The sequence below is a fragment of the Nonomuraea sp. MTCD27 genome (assembly GCF_041950495.1).
GTDB lineage: Bacteria > Actinomycetota > Actinomycetes > Streptosporangiales > Streptosporangiaceae > Nonomuraea.
On the sequence record NZ_JBGNUW010000002.1, the window covers coordinates 468,984 to 485,112 of the forward strand.

A 16,129-nucleotide genomic window follows, 5' to 3' on the forward strand; every position below is an offset into this window, starting at 1 on the left:
ACGGCGACTACCCCAGAAGAATCCGGACAAGCGCGGTGACGGCCGCCGCCGCGGCCAGAACGACCAGAAACGGTGCCCGCAGCAGCAGCGCCACGACCGCCGCCCCGAGGCCCGCCGTACGCGCCGGGTCGAAGCGCAGCCCGCCGTCCTCCGTGAACAGCTGCACCGCGACCAGCGCCGCCAGCAGCGCCACCGGCACCAGCTCCGCGAACCTGCGCACCACCGGATGGTCCAGCACCCGCCGGGGCGCGGCGAGCCCGGCCAGCTTGAGCGCGTAGCAGCCCGCGCAGACGGCGGCGACCGCCCACCACAGCGTCATCGGGCCAGCACCACCAGGACGGCCGCGGCCGACAGCAGCACCGGCACGCCCGGCGGGAGGAACGGGGTGGCGCACAGCGCGATCACCGCCGCGATCGCGGCCAGCCGGCGCAGCTCGGCGCGCTCGGCCAGCCGGGGCCACAGGATCGCCAGGAACGCGACCGGGCCCACCACGTCCAGCCCCAGCACGCCGGGGTCGCCCAGGAACGAGGTGCCGTACGCGCCCGCCAGCGTGGTGAGGTTCCAGGCGATGTAGAGGCTGGCGAACGTGGTCACGAAGCCGGTGCGGGCCGCCTGGGGGGTGGGCTGGGCCAGCGCGACGGCCGTGGTCTCGTCGATGACGCCGTGGGCGGCCAGCAGCCTGCGGGGGCCGCGTACCTCGAGCAGGGCGGCCAGGCGCAGGCCGTACAGGGTGTTGCGGCCGCCGAGCAGCAGCCCTCCCAGGGCGGCGGCGGCCAGGTCGCCGCCCGCGCCCACCGCGCCGGTCAGCGCGAACTGCGAGGCGCCGGTGAACGCCAGCAGGCTCAGCACGCACGCCTGCGGCACGGACAGGCCCGCGGTGATCGCCGCGGCGCCGAAGGCGAGCCCGGACAGCCCCACGGCCAGGCCGACGCCGAGACCGTCCCGCACGGCGGCGGAGCGGTGTGTCTTCTCTTCCATGCCGCCCGAGGTTAGGAGACGGGGGAATCGCCCGTCTTGTACGTTCCTGCGGCCCGCTGGTAGGCGGCCGGTGGCACGCCCACGATGCGCTTGAAATGCCGGTTCAGGTGGGCCTGGTCGGTGAAGCCCACCTCGGCCGCCACCCGCGCCGGGGGCACGCCGGAGCGCAGCAGGCGGCGCGCCTGGCGGACCCGCAGCGAGGTCAGGTACGCGTGCGGCGGCATCCCCGTCGCGGCCTTGAACGCCCGCAGCAGCGCGAACGGCCGGGCCCCCACCGCGCCCGCCAGGCCGTCCAGCGTCGGCGGGTCGACGAGGCTCTCGTGCAGCAGGTCGAGCGCCTCGCGTACCGCCTGCCTGCCCTCGGCCGGCACGATCGCGGCCGGCCTGGGCGTGGCGTGGCGGGTCAGCAGCCGGGCGAACAGCGTGCGGCTCAGCGTCGAGGCGGCCAGCGCGTCGCCCCGCTCGGCCGCCCGGTGCGCCCGCCCGAGCAGCGCCGCCACCTGCTCGTCGCGCACCACCTGCGCGGGGAAGTGCGGCGTGCCGTACGGCCCGCCGAGCTCGGCCGCGATCCCGGCCAGCGCGTCGACCGACGGGTAGAGCATGCGGTACGCCCACCCGCCCGGCACGCCCGCCTGCCCGGTGTGCGCGGAGTCGGGGTTGACCAGCACCATCTCGCCGGCCGCCGCCCGGTGCAGCGTGCCCCGGTAGTCGAACTCCTCCACGCCCTCGACGATGAGCCCGATGGCGTAGCCGTCGTGCGCGTGCCTGGCGAAGCGGTGGGTGACGTAGCGGGCCTTGAGCAGGTCCGTCTCCGGCACCGCCGGGTGCCGCCAGAACCGGGCCTGCTCCTTCACAGCGGCCGGAAGGTCTTGGCGAACGTCTCGAAGTAGTGCCGGTCGCGCTGCCACCGGGCCTGCGTGGTCTCCCAGTAGAGGGCGTAGGGGCGCCCGTCGGCGGTGTGGAAGCCGCGGTTGACCACGTGGATCAGCACGCCGCCGCGCATCCTGACGAACTCCCAGTCGGCGGCGTCGCGGCCGAGGTAGTCGGTGGCGGTGATGCCGACGCGCTTGTACCCCTGGAACTCGCCCTTCGCCCGGATCTCCTTCTCCAGCCCGATCCAGTGCAGCACCGGGTCCTTCCAGGGGATGTCGGGGACCGTCCACTCCACGATCAGCGCCCCCGGGCCGGTGGGGGCCTTGATGGAGATGCTGTCCCGGCCGGGGGTCCTGCGGGCCTGCCAGCCCTCGGGCATGGCGATCTGGAAGCGGCCCGCGGAGCTTCGGTAGGCCCGCCAGCCCGCGGGCACGGGGCGGGCGGTGGAGGTGGGCCCGGGTGTCGGGGCCGGGCTCTCGTCGGGCTCGGCCGTGGCCTGCCGGGTCGGGGTCGCGGGGTCCTGGGCCTCGGGGGTCCTAGTCTCGGGGCCCTGGGTCTCGGGGCCCTGGGTCGCGGGCGCGGCCGTCCACCGGTCGGACAGCAGCACGCCGCCCGTGCCCAGCACCGCCACGGCGGCCACCGCCGCGGGCAGCCCGATCCACAGCGCCTTCCGCCGCCCGCCCCGCCGTCCGGGGACCGTCGGGCTCGGCCTTCCGCCGGAGGGCCCGCCGCCGGAGGACGCGCCGCCGGAGAGCGCGCCGCGGGAGGGCGCGCCGCCGGATGCGCCGCCGCCTGCGAGCGCGCCGCCGGTGGTCGCGTGGCCGGTGGCCGGGTGGCCGGTGGTCGCGTGGCCGGGGTGCGGCCGGTTGGGGCCGCCCGTCCACGGCAGGCCGCCCGCCGGTGGGGCGGAGGCGATCTCGTACAGCAGCCGCGCGGCCTCCTCGGCGGGCATCCGGGCGGCCGGGCTCCTGCGCAGCAGCCCCATGATGACCGGCTCCAGCGCCCCGGCCCGCACCGGCGGCTCCGGCTCGTCGCGCAGCACCGCCGCCACCGTCGCGGCCCACGAGTCGCGCTTGAACGGCGGCTCGCCCTCGACGGCCGCGTAGAGCGTCGCGCCCAGCGACCACAGGTCCGACTCCGGCCGTGCGGGCTCGCCGTTGAGGCGCTCGGGCGGCATGTACGCGGGCGTGCCCACCAGGTTGCCGGACGCCGTGAGCCCCGCCTCGGCCTCCAGCGAGGCGATGCCGAAGTCGGTCAGCACCACCCGGCCGTCGTCGGCCAGCAGCACGTTCTCCGGCTTCACGTCACGGTGCAGCACCCCCGTGGCGTGCGCGGCCCGCAGGGCGTCCAGCACCCGGCCGCCGATCACCGCGACCTGCCCGGCCCGCAGCGGCCCGCTCTCGCCGATCACCTGCCCCAGCGAGCGCGAGCGGACGAGCTGCATCACGATCCACGGGCGGCCGTCCTCCTCCACGACGTCGTGGATGACGACCACCGAGGGATGGTCGAGGCGGCCCGCGGCCCGGGCCTCCCTGATGGTCCGGCGGTTGAGCTCGGCCCGCTGGGCCTCCCCGACGCCGGTGTAGCGGACCTCCTTGATCGCCACCGTACGGTCGAGCAGCTCGTCGTAGGCCCGCCAGACCACCCCCATGCCGCCCTGCCCGAGCGGCTCGACGAGGCGATAACGATTGCTGACGTGCACGCAGCGCAGCCTACTTGGCGGGTACGAACGTCGCGCAGAAGCCTTCGAAGAAGTGGTAGTCGGCCTTCCAGTGGCTGTTGAGCGTGTGCCAGTAGATCGCGTACGCCCGGCCGTTGTCGGTGACGAAACCCCTGTTGCGGACGCGGGTCTTCCCGGTGTTGGTGTTCCAGGTGAAGTCCCAGTCCGCCGCGGCCTTCATGTAGTCGACCTTCTTGATGTCGAGCTTCTTGTAGCCGCCGAAGTTGTTCTTGAGGTACGGCTCCTGCTTCTTCCAGTCCTTGTACGGGTCCGTGCCCGGGTTGGCCGCCTCCTCGATCAGGACGTACGCGTTGGACGCCGCGCCCGGTCCCTTGAACCTGACCTGCCGGCCGCTGCGCGTCCACACCTCCCACTTCGGGGGCAGCCCGATCTGGAAGCCGAGCTTCTTGTCCTTGTACATCTTCCACCCGGCCGGCAGCGGGTCCTTCGTCTCCTTGGGGGTCGCGCTGGGGCTGGGACTCGCGGTCTCGCTCGTGCTCGGGCTCGGCGACGTGGTCGACGAGGGGGCCGTCGAGGGGGCCGTGGAGGGCGGGGTGGCGGTGACGGCCGCCGTGCCCGGGGAGTCCGTGTCCGAGGACTTCTCCTCCGGGGCCGAGCGCAGGCCGAGGTAGCCGCCCACGCCCGCCACCAGCACGACCGCGACGGCCGCGGCGATGATCGTCCCGGCCCGGCGCTGCTGCTCGGGCCGCCCGGCCTCCACCGTGGGCACGGTCGGAGGCCGCGGGTCCACGGTCGAGGGCTGGGGGACGCGCGCGCCGGTCTCGGGTATGTCCGGCACCGGCGCGGCCGGGGCGAGGTTCGGATCGGTCGGGGTGTCGTCCTCGACGGGGGCGTACGGGCGCCTGGCCTTGGCGGGACCGGGGCGCTTGGGCTTCGTCGGCTGGGCCTCCGGGCGCTTCGGCTTGGCCGGGGCGGGCACGTGCAGCTCCTGCGCCGCCGGGAACTGGGCCGCGGGGAACTGGGCCGTCGGTGGCGCGCTCGTCTGCGCGACGGCGTTGCGCAGCATCCGCTGCGCCTCCTCGTACGTCAGCCGCTGCACCGGCTCCTTCACCAGCAGCCCGTTGATCACGTCGGTGAGCGGCCCCGCGTGCGTCGCCGGGTCGGGCTCGTCGGTGAGCACGGCGTGCATGGTCGCCAGGGCCATCCCGCGCTCGTGCGGCGAGCGGCCCTCCACTGCCGTGTAGAGCGTGGCGCCCAGCGACCACAGGTCCGACTCGCGCCGCGCGGGCAGGCCCTTGAGCCGCTCGGGCGCGATGAACGCCGGCGTGCCCGCCAGGCCCGTCACGGTGAGCTGCGTCTCGGTCTCCAGCGTGGCGATGCCGAAGTCGGTGAGCACGACCCGGCCGTCGTCGGCCAGCAGCACGTTCTCGGGTTTGACGTCGCGGTGCAGCACGCCCGCCTCGTGGGCGCGGTGCAGCGCGTCCAGCACGGCCAGGCCGATCTCCGCCACCCGCTTCGGCGGCAGCGGGCCGTCCTGCTTGATCACGGCCCCCAGTGAGCGCGACTGGACGAGCTGCATGACGATCCAGGGCCGGCCATCCTCCTCGATCACGTCGTGCACGACGATCACGTTGGGATGCTCGAACCTGGCCGCCGCCCTCGCCTCGCGCATCGTCCGCCGGTTCAGCAGCTGCACTTCCTCGCCCAGGGCGGCGGCGTATCTGACCTCCTTGACCGCGACCGTGCGGTCAAGGAGCTCGTCGTGGGCTCGCCAGACGATGCCCATTCCGCCCCTGCCGATGGGTTCCTGCAGCTGGTAGCGGCCGGCGATGCGGCGTCCGTCCTGCTTGCGATCCGACATCAACGGCCTCAAACCCTCCTCTAGGCCAAGAAATACTCCCATAGCGAGGGATCAACGGCGACTCGCCAGAAGGACAGTCCGGCATGTGAGAAGTGCAGCCCAGCAGGTGGGAGCCGGGGTGTAGGGTTCAGATATGACTTGTCGTCGCTACGCGTTTACCGAGCCGGCTCCGGGAGAGCCGGTCGTCGGATAGCGACCACCTGGAGTCGGCACGAGGCAGAGACACCCGTCTCTGCCTTTTTTGGTTTTCCGCCGGCCTCGGGAGCCGGCCGAACGGGAGTCGGGATGTCATCGACCTTGGAACGGCGCGCGGTGGCCGTGGGCGAGCTGCTCGTGGGCGACGGGCCGGCCGTGCTGATCGACGGCCGGGTGAGCCTGCGGGCGCGGCGCGGCCCGGCCGACGCGTTCGAGGCGCTGCGGGAGGGGGCCACGCTCGTGGAGCCGGCCTCGGCCGCCGACCTGCCCGCGATCGCCGAGCACGCGCACGCCGTGGTGGTGGGGGCGTCGTGGACGCGCGACATCCCCCTCGTCCGGGCGGCGGCCGGGCTCGGGCTGCCGGTGGTGGTGGAGCGGCGGGCCGCGGCCTCCATGGAGGAGTGGCTGGGGCTGGCCGACCACTGCGCGGCCGAGGGGGACGGGCGGGTGATCCTGTGCGAGGGGGACCGGCCCGATCTGGGGCTCATGCGGGCGGCCAGGGCCGCCTCCGGGCGCCCGGTGCTGGCGGACGTCTCGCGCGACCTCGGGCTGTCGGCCGCCGCCGTCGCGGCCGGGGCCGACGGCCTGATCATCGGCACGGCGGGCACGCCGGTCCCGGCGGACGACCGGCGGGTGGCCGAGGAGGCCGTCACCCTCGTCGGCGCGCTCGTCCGGAACGAGGCGCCCACCACGCTGGCGGAGTGCCGCCAGGCGATCGACCGCGTGGACGCGGCCCTGGGCACGCTGCTGGAGCGGCGGGCGGTGCTGGCGGGCATCGTGCAGCGGATCAAGCCGGTGGGCGGCTTCGCCGGGCGCGACCTGGCCAGGGAGCGCGCCCTCGTCGCCAGGATGGCCGTGCGGGCGCCCTCGCTGGGGGAGGCGAGGCTCTCGCCCATCATGAACGCGGTCATCGAGGCCGGCCTGCACCTGGCCGAGGAGCGGCGGGGCGGTAGTCGGGCGGAGCGGTAGGCGTCAGGGCGGCGGCCGGAGTCCGGGCGTCCGGGAGGCGTCAGGGGCCTGCGACGGTGAGCCGGGCGGGGCGGTGGGCGTCAGGGGCCCGCGGCGGGGGGCCGGTCGTCCGGCAGGTGGAAGTTGTTCATCGGGCGGCCCGGGCCCGCGGCGATCTGCTTCGTGATGAGCTCCGCGAAGCGGCGGTAGCCGTCGCCCGTCGGGTGATAGCTGCGCGCGTTGACCGTCAGCTCCTCCATGTCCATGGCCAGCCCGTTCAGGAACGGCTGCGGCCGCCCCACCTCGTGGCCCGCGAACGCCTCGTAGGCGTCCACGTACTCGACGCTGCCCGGGGCGCCGAACGCCGCCAGGCCCCGGTCGAACTCCGCCGCCACCGACCCCACCGTGTCGTTGAGCCGCCGCGTCACGCCGTTGAGCCAGCGCTGGTCCTCGACGGTCAGGTTGTCGACGCTCCCCACCGGGTTCTCGGGGAACGGCCGGGGGTAGCCCAGCACGATGACGCGGGCGCCGGGGGCGCGCACGCGCAGCTCCCTGAGGACCTCGCGCATGCTCGTGCTCAGCTCCTCGATGCGGCGGCCGACGGCGGCGTCCTGGTCGACGCAGGCCGACGACCACGGGATCTTGACGATGCAGCCCGTCAGCACCCTGCTGAAGCCGGCGTCGTTGCCCCCGATGCTCAGCGTCACCAGGCTCGCCGCGGAGTCCACGCGGGTGACCTGGGGCGGCTGGCCGTGCTGGCCGGACAGGAGCTCGCGCGTGGTGGCGCCGCTGCAGGCGTAGAAGGCGGTGCCGCCGCCGAACCGGTAGGCCCGCGCCACCAGCGGCACGTAGGAGCCCGTCGACCGGTGGCAGCGGTCGGCCCCGTCGTTGACCGGCGCGGTGTCCTGCTCGTAGACCCCCTCGCCCGAGGAGTAGGAGTCGCCCAGCGCGACGTACCGGCCGCTCTGCGCCACCTGCACGGGCGTCAGCCGGACCGGCCGCGGCAGCCGTCCGGACGGCTCGCCGGCGGTGGGGCAGCCCGCGTCCAGCACGGCGCAGGCCAGCTTGGGGTAGACGCCCAGGGGCAGGCCCGCCACCGCGATCGTGGCGCCGGCCACGGCCGCCGCCACGATCTGGACGATCCTGCGTCTAGCCTCGTCCAGCGTGACCTCCCGGGTGGCGGCTCCTCCTTCTGCGCCATCGAGACTACCCAGCCGATGATCGGCGCGGGCGTGGCCGGGCCGCTACGGTTGCGCGCCGGCGGCGGCGCGCCGGCGGCCGATGACCCGCCAGCCCAGGGCGATGCCGGCGACCAGGGCCGGGATGAGGTAGAAGGCCACCCGCTGGTCCTTGTCGGCGAACGGCATCAGCAGCACCACCAGCGCCAGGAACGCGAGCGTCAGCCAGTTGGTGTAGGGGGAGCCGGGCATCGGGAAGGCCGAGCGGTGGCCCGTGCGGCGCAGGCGGGTCTGGCAGTAGACCAGGACGCCCCAGGTGGTGATCACGCCGAGCGAGGCCACGGCGGTGGCGATGTTGAAGGCCCGCTCGGGCAGGAAGTAGAACAGCGCGACGCCCGCCAGGAACATGATCGCGGTGAACAGGATGCCGCCGATCGGCACGTGCCGGCTGCTGAGGGTGCCGGCGAAGCGGGGGGCCTCCTGCTTCATGGCCATCGAGCGCAGGATGCGGCCGGTGGCGTACAGGCCCGAGTTGCAGGACGAGAGCGCGGCGGTGATCACGACGAGGTTCATGGCGTCGGCCGCCCACGGGACGCCCAGCCCGGAGAAGACCGTCACGAACGGGGAGGTGTCCGCCCGGTAGGCGGTCCAGGGCAGGACCATGGCCAGCAGCGCCACCGAGCCGACGTAGAAGATCGCGATGCGCCACACCACGCCGTTGATGGCCTTCGGCATGACCTCGTGCGGCCGGGCCGTCTCGCCCGCCGTGATGCCGACCAGCTCGATCGACGCGTACGCGAACACCACCGACTGCAGGCTCATCAGCACCAGCGGGAACCCGGTCGGGAAGAACCCGCCGTGGGAGACCAGGTTGTGCGGGCCAGCGGCGCCGACCGCGAACACCACCAGCACCAGCCCCACGACCAGGAAGACGGTGATCGCCACGACCTTGAGCATGGCGAACCAGAACTCCAGCTCGCCGAACAGGCGCACCGACAGCAGGTTGACCGTCATCACGAAGCAGAGCGCGATCAGCGCGGTGAGCCACTCGGGGAACGCGGGCGCCCAGTAGGTGATGTACGCGGCGATCGCCGTCAGCTCGGCGATGCCGGTGAAGGCCCAGTTGATCCAGTACATCCAGCCGCTGGCGAAGGCGGCCCACGGGCCGATGAACTCCCCGGCGTACTCGACGAACGAGCCCGAGGCCGGACGGTAGAGCACGAGCTCGCCGAGCGCCCGCATGACGAAGAAGGCGGCCACGCCGGCGGCGGCGTAGGAGAGCACGAGCGCGGGGCCGGCGGCGGCCAGCCGGCCCCCGGCGCCCAGGAACAGGCCCACGCCGATCGCCCCGCCGATGGCGATCATCTGGACCTGCCGGTTGCCCAGCGCGTGCGTGTATCCCTCGTCCGTCTGCGTGCGCACCGAGTGACTCCTTGATGACGTTGGGTGACATCGAGGATATCGGTGCCGGTGATCGCGACGGCTCCTGGCGCGCGGGCGGCCCCGGGTTGTCGGTGGCGGCTACTAAAGTCGGATCGCACCACACGTTGGGACCGGGAGGCCGCCGCTCAATGTCGTCCAGCGACTCGTTCGTCCATCTGCACGTGCACACCGAATACTCGATGCTCGACGGGGCCGCGCGCCTCGGGCAGATGTTCAAACAGGTCGGCGAGCTGGGCATGCCCGCCATCGCGATCACAGACCACGGCAACATGCACGGCGCCTTCGACTTCTTCAGGCAGGCCACCGGCGCCGGCATCAAGCCGGTCATCGGCATCGAGGCCTATGTCGCGCCGGAGCTGCGCCACAACAAGAAGCCGGTGTTGTGGGGCGAGCCGCACCAGCGCAAGGACGACGTCTCGGCGGGTGGCTACTACACCCACATGACGATCTGGGCGCGCGACAAGACGGGCCTGCACAACCTGATGCGGCTGTCGTCGCGCGCCTACACCGAGGGCTTCGTGCGCAAGTGGGCGCGCATGGACGCCGAGCTCCTGGCCGAGCACGCCGACGGCCTCATGGCCACCACCGGCTGCCCGTCGGGCGAGGTGCAGACGAGGCTGCGGCTCGGGCAGTACGACGAGGCGCTCAAGGCCGCCGCGAAATACCAGGAGATCTTCGGCAGGGACAACTTCTACCTGGAGATCATGGATCACGGCCTCGACATCGAGCGCCGGGTCCGCGACGGGCTGACCCGGATCAGCCGGGAGCTCGGCATCCCGCCGCTGGTCACCAACGACTCGCACTACACCTACGAGTCCGACGCCGCCTCCCACGACGCGCTGCTGTGCATCCAGACCGGCAAGCAGTTGTCCGACCCCGACCGCTTCCGCTTCGACGGCAGCGGCTACTACATCAAGACCGCCGACGAGATGCGCGCGATCGACTCCTCCGACCTGTGGGCCGAGGGTTGCCGCAACACGCTGCTGGTGGCCGAGAAGGTCGACCCGGCCGGGTTCTTCGAGTTCAAGAACCTCATGCCGACCTACCCGATCCCCGACGGCATGACGGAGAGCGAGTTCTTCCGCAGGACGGTCTGGGAGGGCATGGACCGGCGCTGGCCGGAGGGCTACGACGAGCAGCACCGCAAGCAGGCCGAGTACGAGATCGGGATCATCGAGCAGATGGGCTTCCCGAGCTACTTCCTCGTGGTCGCCGACTTCATCATGTGGGCCAAGGCCAACGGCATCCCGGTCGGGCCCGGCCGTGGCTCGGCGGCGGGGTCGCTGGTGGCGTACGCGATGGGCATCACCGACCTCGACCCGATCGCGCACGGCCTGATCTTCGAGCGGTTCCTCAATCCCGAGCGCGTCTCCATGCCCGACGTCGACATCGACTTCGACGAGCGCAGGCGCGGTGACGTGATCCGCTACGTGACCGAGAAGTGGGGCGCCGACAAGGTCGCCATGATCGCCACGTTCGGCACGATCAAGGCGAAGGCCGCCATCAAGGACGCGGGCCGCGTCCTGGGCTACCCCTACGCGCTGGGCGACCGGGTCTCCAAGGCGTTCCCGCCCGCCGTCATGGGCAAGGACATCCCGCTGGCGGGCATCTTCGACAAGGACCACCCGCGCTACGCCGAGGCCGGCGAGCTGCGCCGGCTCTACGAGGAGGACGTCGACGTCAAGGCGACGATGGACCTCGGCAAGGGGCTGGAGGGCCTGATCCGGCAGACCGGCGTGCACGCCGCGGGCGTGATCATGTCGGCCGAGGTGCTGACCGACCACGTCCCGATCATGCGCCGCGACTCCGACGGCGCGATCATCACGCAGTTCGACTATCCGACCTGCGAGACGCTCGGCCTGCTGAAGATGGACTTCCTGGGCCTGCGCAACCTCACCATCATGGACGACTGCCTCAAGATGATCGAGGCGACCACGGGTGAGCGGGTCGACCTGCTCGGGCTGCCGCTCGACGACCGCAAGAGCTACGAGCTGCTGGCCAAGGGCGACACGCTGGGCGTGTTCCAGCTCGACGGCGGCGGCATGCGCTCGCTGCTGCGCCTCATGCGCCCCGACAACTTCGAGGACATCTCCGCCGCCCTCGCGCTCTACCGCCCCGGCCCGATGGGCGCCAACTCCCACACCAACTACGCGCTGCGCAAGAACGGCCAGCAGGAGATCACGCCGATCCACCCCGCGCTGGAGGAGCCGCTCAAGGACATCCTGGAGACGACCCACGGCCTGATCATCTACCAGGAGCAGGTCATGGCCATCGCCCAGCGGGTGGCCGGCTACTCCCTGGGCGCCGCCGACCTTTTGCGCCGCGCGATGGGCAAGAAGAAGAAGGCGGAGCTGGACAAGCAGTACGCCTCCTTCGAGCAGGGCATGAAGGACAACGGCTACCCCGACGCCGCCGTCAAGGCGCTGTGGGACATCCTGCTGCCCTTCTCCGACTACGCCTTCAACAAGGCCCACACCGCCGCCTACGGCCTCATCGCCTACTGGACCGCCTACCTCAAGGCCAACCACCCGGCCGCCTACATGGCCGCGCTGCTGTCCTCGGTGAAGGACGACAAGGACAAGTCCGCGCTCTACCTCAACGAGTGCCGCCGCATGGGCATCAAGGTGTTCCCGCCGGACGTCAACGACTCCGACTTCGACTTCACGCCGCGCGGCACCGACATCCGCTTCGGCCTGTCGGCGGTGCGCAACGTCGGCGGCAACGTCGTCGGCGGCATCATCTCCGCGCGAAAGCAGAAGGGCCGCTTCACCGACTTCAAGGACTTCCTGCGCAAGGTGCCGGCCGTCGTCTGCAACAAGCGCGTGATCGAGTCGCTGGTCAAGGCGGGCGCGTTCGACTCGCTGGGCCACGTGCGCAAGGGCCTGGTCATGGTGCACGAGCAGGCCGTCGACGCGATCATCGACATCAAAAAGAACGAGGCCATCGGCCAGGACTCCCTGTTCGGGGCGATCGACGGCGGCGAGGACCAGACCTTCGACGTGCAGATCCCGGTGGGCGAGTGGGACAAGAACACGCTGCTGCAGTTCGAGCGCGAGATGCTCGGCCTCTACGTGTCCGACCACCCGCTGTTCGGCGTCGAGCACGTCCTGGCGGCCGGGGCCGACTGCTCGATCGCGGCGGTGCAGGACGAGAGCCGCGCCGACGGGCAGGTGGTGACCGTGGGCGGCATCCTCAGCGGGGTGCAGCGCAAGGTCACCAAGAAGGGCGACACCTGGGTGCTGACCCAGCTGGAGGACCTCGAGGGCTCGATCGAGGTGATGATCTTCCCGTCGGCGTACCAGCTGTGCTCGACGATCCTGGCCGAGGACGCGATCGTGTTCGTCAAGGGGCGCATCGACAAGCGCGAGGACGTGGCGAAGATCATCGCCATGGAGGTCACGGCGCCCGACCTGAGCCAGGAGTCCGGCGGGCCGCTGCTGGTGAGCCTGCCGCTGAACCGCTGCACGCCGCCGGTGGTGGGCCGGCTGAAGGAGATCCTCGCCACGCACCCGGGCACGTCGGAGGTGCACCTGCAGGTCCACAACGGGCCCAGGACGACTGTGCTGCGCGTGGGGGACCGGCTGCGGGTCACACCGTCACCGGCCCTCATGGGCGACCTCAAAGAACTCCTCGGCCCCGCCTGCCTGGGGGCCTGACCCTCGCCTCCCCGGCGGTCGTGGGGCAGGATCGCAGCGTGAGCGAACTGCATTACCTGACCGCGACCGAGCTGGCCCGGCTGATCAGGACCCGGCAGGTGAGCGCCGTGGAGGTCCTCCAGGCCCATCTCGACCGCATCGAAGAGGTCAATCCCCGCGTCAACGCGGTCGTCACCCTCGTCGCCGAGCGGGCGATCGAGGCGGCGAAGGCGGCCGACGCGGCCCTGTCGTCCGGGGAGCGGGCCGGACCGCTGCACGGCGTACCGGTCGCGCACAAGGACCTCGTGGACACCGCCGGCATCCGCACCACCTACGGCTCGCCGCTCTTCGCCGGCAACGTCCCCGACGAGGACGACCTGATCGTGCGGCGGCTGCGCGCGGCGGGCGCCGTGACCGTGGGCAAGACGAACACCCCGGAGTTCGGCACCGGCTCCCACACCGTCAACGAGGTGTTCGGCGCCACCAGGAACCCCTACGACCTGTCCAAGTCCGCCGGCGGCAGCAGCGGGGGCGCCGCCGTCGCGCTGGCCACCGGCATGGTGCCGCTGGCCGACGGCTCCGACATGGGCGGCTCCCTGCGCAACCCCGCCTCCTTCTGCAACGTCGTCGGCCTGCGGCCCACGCCCGGCCGCGTCCCCGACCCCTCCGACACCGCCGCCTGGTTCACCCTGGCCGTCCCCGGTCCCATGGCCAGGACGGTCGAGGACGTCACGCTGATGTTCGGGGCCATCGCCGGGTTCGACCGCCGCTCCCCGTACTCGATCAGGGAGGTCTTCGCGCCGGAGCCCGAGCGGGGGGTGGCGGGGTTGCGCGTGGCGTGGAGCCCCGACCTGGGCGGGCTGCCCGTGGACCCGAGGACGGCGGCGGTCACGGCGACCGCGCCGGCCGTGTTCGAGCGGCTCGGCGCCCGCGTCGAGCAGGTCGAGCTGGACCTGACCGGGGCCGAGGACGCGTTCAGGACCTACCGGGCCTGGTACTACCTGCTCGCCCACGGCGACAAGAGCGGGCTCGGCCCCAACACCGCCTGGAACGTCGAGCAGGGCCGCAAGGTCACCGGCGCCGACCTGGCCCGGGCCGAGGTCGCGCGCAGCCGCCTCTACCAGCGCATGGCCGCCTTCTTCGACACCTACGACGTGCTGATCGCGCCGGTCAGCCAGGTGCCGCCGTTCCCCGTCGAGCACCCTCACGTGAGCGAGATCAACGGGCGGCGGCTGCCCGACTACCTGGCCTGGATGCGCTCGGCCTACTGGATCAGCGTCCTGCACTCGCCCGCCGCCTCGGTCCCGGCCGGGTTCACCGGCGACGGCCTGCCGGTGGGCGTGCAGATCGTCGGGAGGCCGTTCGAGGACGCGAGGGTGCTGCGGGTGGCGCGGGCGTTCGAGGAGGCCACCGGCCACGGCCTGCGCAGGCCGCCGCTCTAGCGGCTACTCGGGTCCGATCCCGTACGGCTGCCGCAGCGGCGACTCGCGGTAGCCGTGCATGCCTTCCAGCAGCCCGAAGAACCCCACGGCGACCAGCGGCCAGGACACCAGCACACCGGAGGCGGTCAGCTTCAGCGCGCCGGGGACGATCTTCGCGCCCGGCACGGCGGCCGCCTCCACCGTGACCGCCCCGATGGTGAACGTGGACCCGACCCAGAACGTCAGGAACGAGGCCAGCATCCCGCCCGCGCACAGCCCCAGCAGCACCGGCAGCATCCAGCGCCGCCCGATGAACCAGGCGACGCCGCCGCACAGCAGCCCCAGCCCGCCCGTGATCACCGCGAACCAGCCGTCGGCCGCGATCAGCGCCTGCGTGGTCGGGTCGGCCAGCACCGTGCCCCGGTCGGTGACCTGGTACGGCGCCCGCGGCGTCAGCCCTGACCAGAGCAGCCCGGCGGCCATTCCGAGAGTGGCGAGAGTGAGGACAGATACCGCAAAAGCGCGTACTTCCCTCGTCACGCCACTCCCCCTCACATGTACGTCCGAATCAGCTCGATGGTATCCCCCGGTTAGGCTCGCTTCGTGATTGCAGAAGAGGTCTGGCAGATAGAACCCTCCGGTCCGCTCCGGGGCGACGTCGAAGTGCGCGGCTCGAAGAACGGCGTGTCCAAGCACATGGTCGCCGCCATGCTGGGCAACGGCGAGAGCAGCATCCACAACGCCCCCGAGGTGGGCGAGGTCGAGATCACCGCCGCCATGCTGCGGGCCCTCGGCATCAACGTCGAGATCTCCCGCACGGAGATCAGGATCGAGCAGGGCCCGGAGATCGAGCCCCGGGTCCCCGACGCGTTCACCGGCCTGAACCGCATCCCCATCCTCATGCTCGGCCCCCTGCTGCATCTGGCGGGTGAGGCGTTCGTGCCGCTGGTGGGCGGCGACCCGATCGGGCGGCGGCCGGTGAACTTCCACGTGGAGGCCCTGCGCGCGATGGGCGCCGAGGTGGAGGTGGGCGACGCCGGCATCTACGCCAAGGCCAAACGCCTCAACGGCACCCGGATCGAGCTGCCGTACCCGAGCGTGGGCGCCACGGAGACGGTGCTGATGTCGGCGGTGCTGGCCGACGGCAAGACCGTGCTGAAGAACGCGGCCACGGAGCCCGAGGTGGTGGAGCTGGCGCTGTTCCTGCAGCGGATGGGGGCCAGGATCGAGCTCTCGCCCGACCGCAGGATCGTCATCGAGGGCGTCGAACGGCTGCGCGGCGCCCAGACCTGGCTGACCGGCGACCGCATCGAGGCGTTCTCGTACCTGGCGGCGGGCCTGGTCACCCAGGGCGAGGTACGCGTGCACGGCTGCCCCCAGGACCGCCTGGTCACCGCGATCACCACGCTGGCCAGGATGGGCGCCCAGTTCGACATCAACGACGAGTACCTGTGCGCCACCGCGCCCCCCGAGGGCCTGCGCGCGGCGGCCGTGCAGACCGACACGCACCCCGGGTTCATGACGGACTGGCAGACGCCGCTGATGGTGCTGTTCACGCAGAGCCAGGGCATGTCGGTGCTGCACGAGACGGTCTTCGAGAACCGCCTGGTGTACGTGCCCGCGCTGCAGAAGATGGGCTGCGAGATCGAGGTGTTCGACCAGTGCCTGGGCGGCCCCGCCTGCCGCTACCACGACACCAACGCCCGCCACTCGGCCGTCGTGCGCGGGGTGTCCAGGCTCAAGGGCGCCGACGTGACGCTGCCCGACATCCGGGCCGGGTTCTCGGCCGTGCTGGCGGCGGCGGTGGCCGACGGGCCCTCCACGCTGCGCGGCGTGCACCACATCGAACGCGGTTACCACCGGCCGTTCGAGCAGTTCGCCTCGCTGGGTCTGAACATCCGCAGGCAGCGGTAAAT

At 72.3% G+C, this 16,129-nt stretch carries 12 protein-coding genes; 4 read left to right on the plus strand and 8 right to left on the minus strand.

Annotation, left to right across the window (positions count from 1 at the left end; genetic code table 11):
- Window positions 1-7 precede the first annotated feature (7 nt).
- Genes ACBJ59_RS06695 through ACBJ59_RS06715 form a run of 5 tightly spaced genes read right to left on the minus strand, consistent with a single transcriptional unit; the run spans window position 8 to window position 5,393 of the window.
- A complete protein-coding gene (locus ACBJ59_RS06695; protein ID WP_375109275.1) occupies window positions 8-319 on the minus strand; it encodes an AzlD domain-containing protein in 312 nt (103 codons plus the stop codon).
- Complete coding sequence (locus ACBJ59_RS06700; RefSeq protein WP_375109276.1) at window positions 316-978, minus strand: AzlC family ABC transporter permease; 663 nt, start codon at window positions 976-978, stop codon at window positions 316-318. Before ACBJ59_RS06700 ends, ACBJ59_RS06695 begins: the two co-directional genes overlap by 4 nt.
- An 11-nt stretch (window positions 979-989) precedes the next feature.
- On the minus strand, window positions 990-1,832 hold the full coding sequence (locus ACBJ59_RS06705) for an AraC family ligand binding domain-containing protein (RefSeq protein ID WP_375109277.1): 843 nt from the start codon (window positions 1,830-1,832) through the stop codon (window positions 990-992).
- Window positions 1,829-3,553, minus strand: coding sequence for a protein kinase (locus tag ACBJ59_RS06710; RefSeq protein ID WP_375109278.1), 1,725 nt, complete (start codon window positions 3,551-3,553; stop codon window positions 1,829-1,831). Before ACBJ59_RS06710 ends, ACBJ59_RS06705 begins: the two co-directional genes overlap by 4 nt.
- 10 nt (window positions 3,554-3,563) lie before the next feature.
- A complete protein-coding gene (locus ACBJ59_RS06715) occupies window positions 3,564-5,393 on the minus strand; it encodes a protein kinase (RefSeq protein ID WP_375109279.1) in 1,830 nt (609 codons plus the stop codon).
- A 285-nt stretch (window positions 5,394-5,678) separates the two neighbouring features.
- Here ACBJ59_RS06715 and ACBJ59_RS06720 point away from each other — a divergent pair, with 285 nt between their 5' ends.
- Window positions 5,679-6,557, plus strand: coding sequence for a chorismate mutase (locus tag ACBJ59_RS06720; protein WP_375109280.1), 879 nt, complete (start codon window positions 5,679-5,681; stop codon window positions 6,555-6,557).
- Between the two features lie 80 nt (window positions 6,558-6,637).
- Here the strand turns inward: ACBJ59_RS06720 and ACBJ59_RS06725 are convergent, their stop codons facing one another.
- Complete coding sequence (locus tag ACBJ59_RS06725) at window positions 6,638-7,666, minus strand: SGNH/GDSL hydrolase family protein (protein ID WP_375109281.1); 1,029 nt, start codon at window positions 7,664-7,666, stop codon at window positions 6,638-6,640.
- A 114-nt stretch (window positions 7,667-7,780) separates the two neighbouring features.
- A complete protein-coding gene (locus tag ACBJ59_RS06730) occupies window positions 7,781-9,136 on the minus strand; it encodes an amino acid permease (protein ID WP_375109282.1) in 1,356 nt (451 codons plus the stop codon).
- A gap of 149 nt (window positions 9,137-9,285) precedes the next feature.
- Between ACBJ59_RS06730 and dnaE the strand changes: the two genes are divergently transcribed.
- Together dnaE and ACBJ59_RS06740 are read left to right on the plus strand one after the other, a co-directional pair.
- A complete protein-coding gene (gene dnaE, locus ACBJ59_RS06735) occupies window positions 9,286-12,813 on the plus strand; it encodes a DNA polymerase III subunit alpha (protein ID WP_375109283.1) in 3,528 nt (1,175 codons plus the stop codon).
- Between the two features lie 38 nt (window positions 12,814-12,851).
- Window positions 12,852-14,234, plus strand: a complete 1,383-nt coding sequence (locus ACBJ59_RS06740) for an amidase (protein WP_375109284.1) — start codon at window positions 12,852-12,854, stop codon at window positions 14,232-14,234.
- A gap of 3 nt (window positions 14,235-14,237) precedes the next feature.
- On the opposite strand, the gene ACBJ59_RS06745 is transcribed toward ACBJ59_RS06740, so the two are convergent.
- Entirely contained in the window at window positions 14,238-14,696 is a 459-nt protein-coding gene (locus ACBJ59_RS06745; RefSeq protein ID WP_375109285.1) for a hypothetical protein, read from the minus strand.
- A 120-nt stretch (window positions 14,697-14,816) separates the two neighbouring features.
- Between ACBJ59_RS06745 and murA the strand changes: the two genes are divergently transcribed.
- Window positions 14,817-16,127, plus strand: a complete 1,311-nt coding sequence (murA, locus tag ACBJ59_RS06750; protein WP_364118469.1) for a UDP-N-acetylglucosamine 1-carboxyvinyltransferase — start codon at window positions 14,817-14,819, stop codon at window positions 16,125-16,127.
- Window positions 16,128-16,129 lie beyond the last annotated feature (2 nt).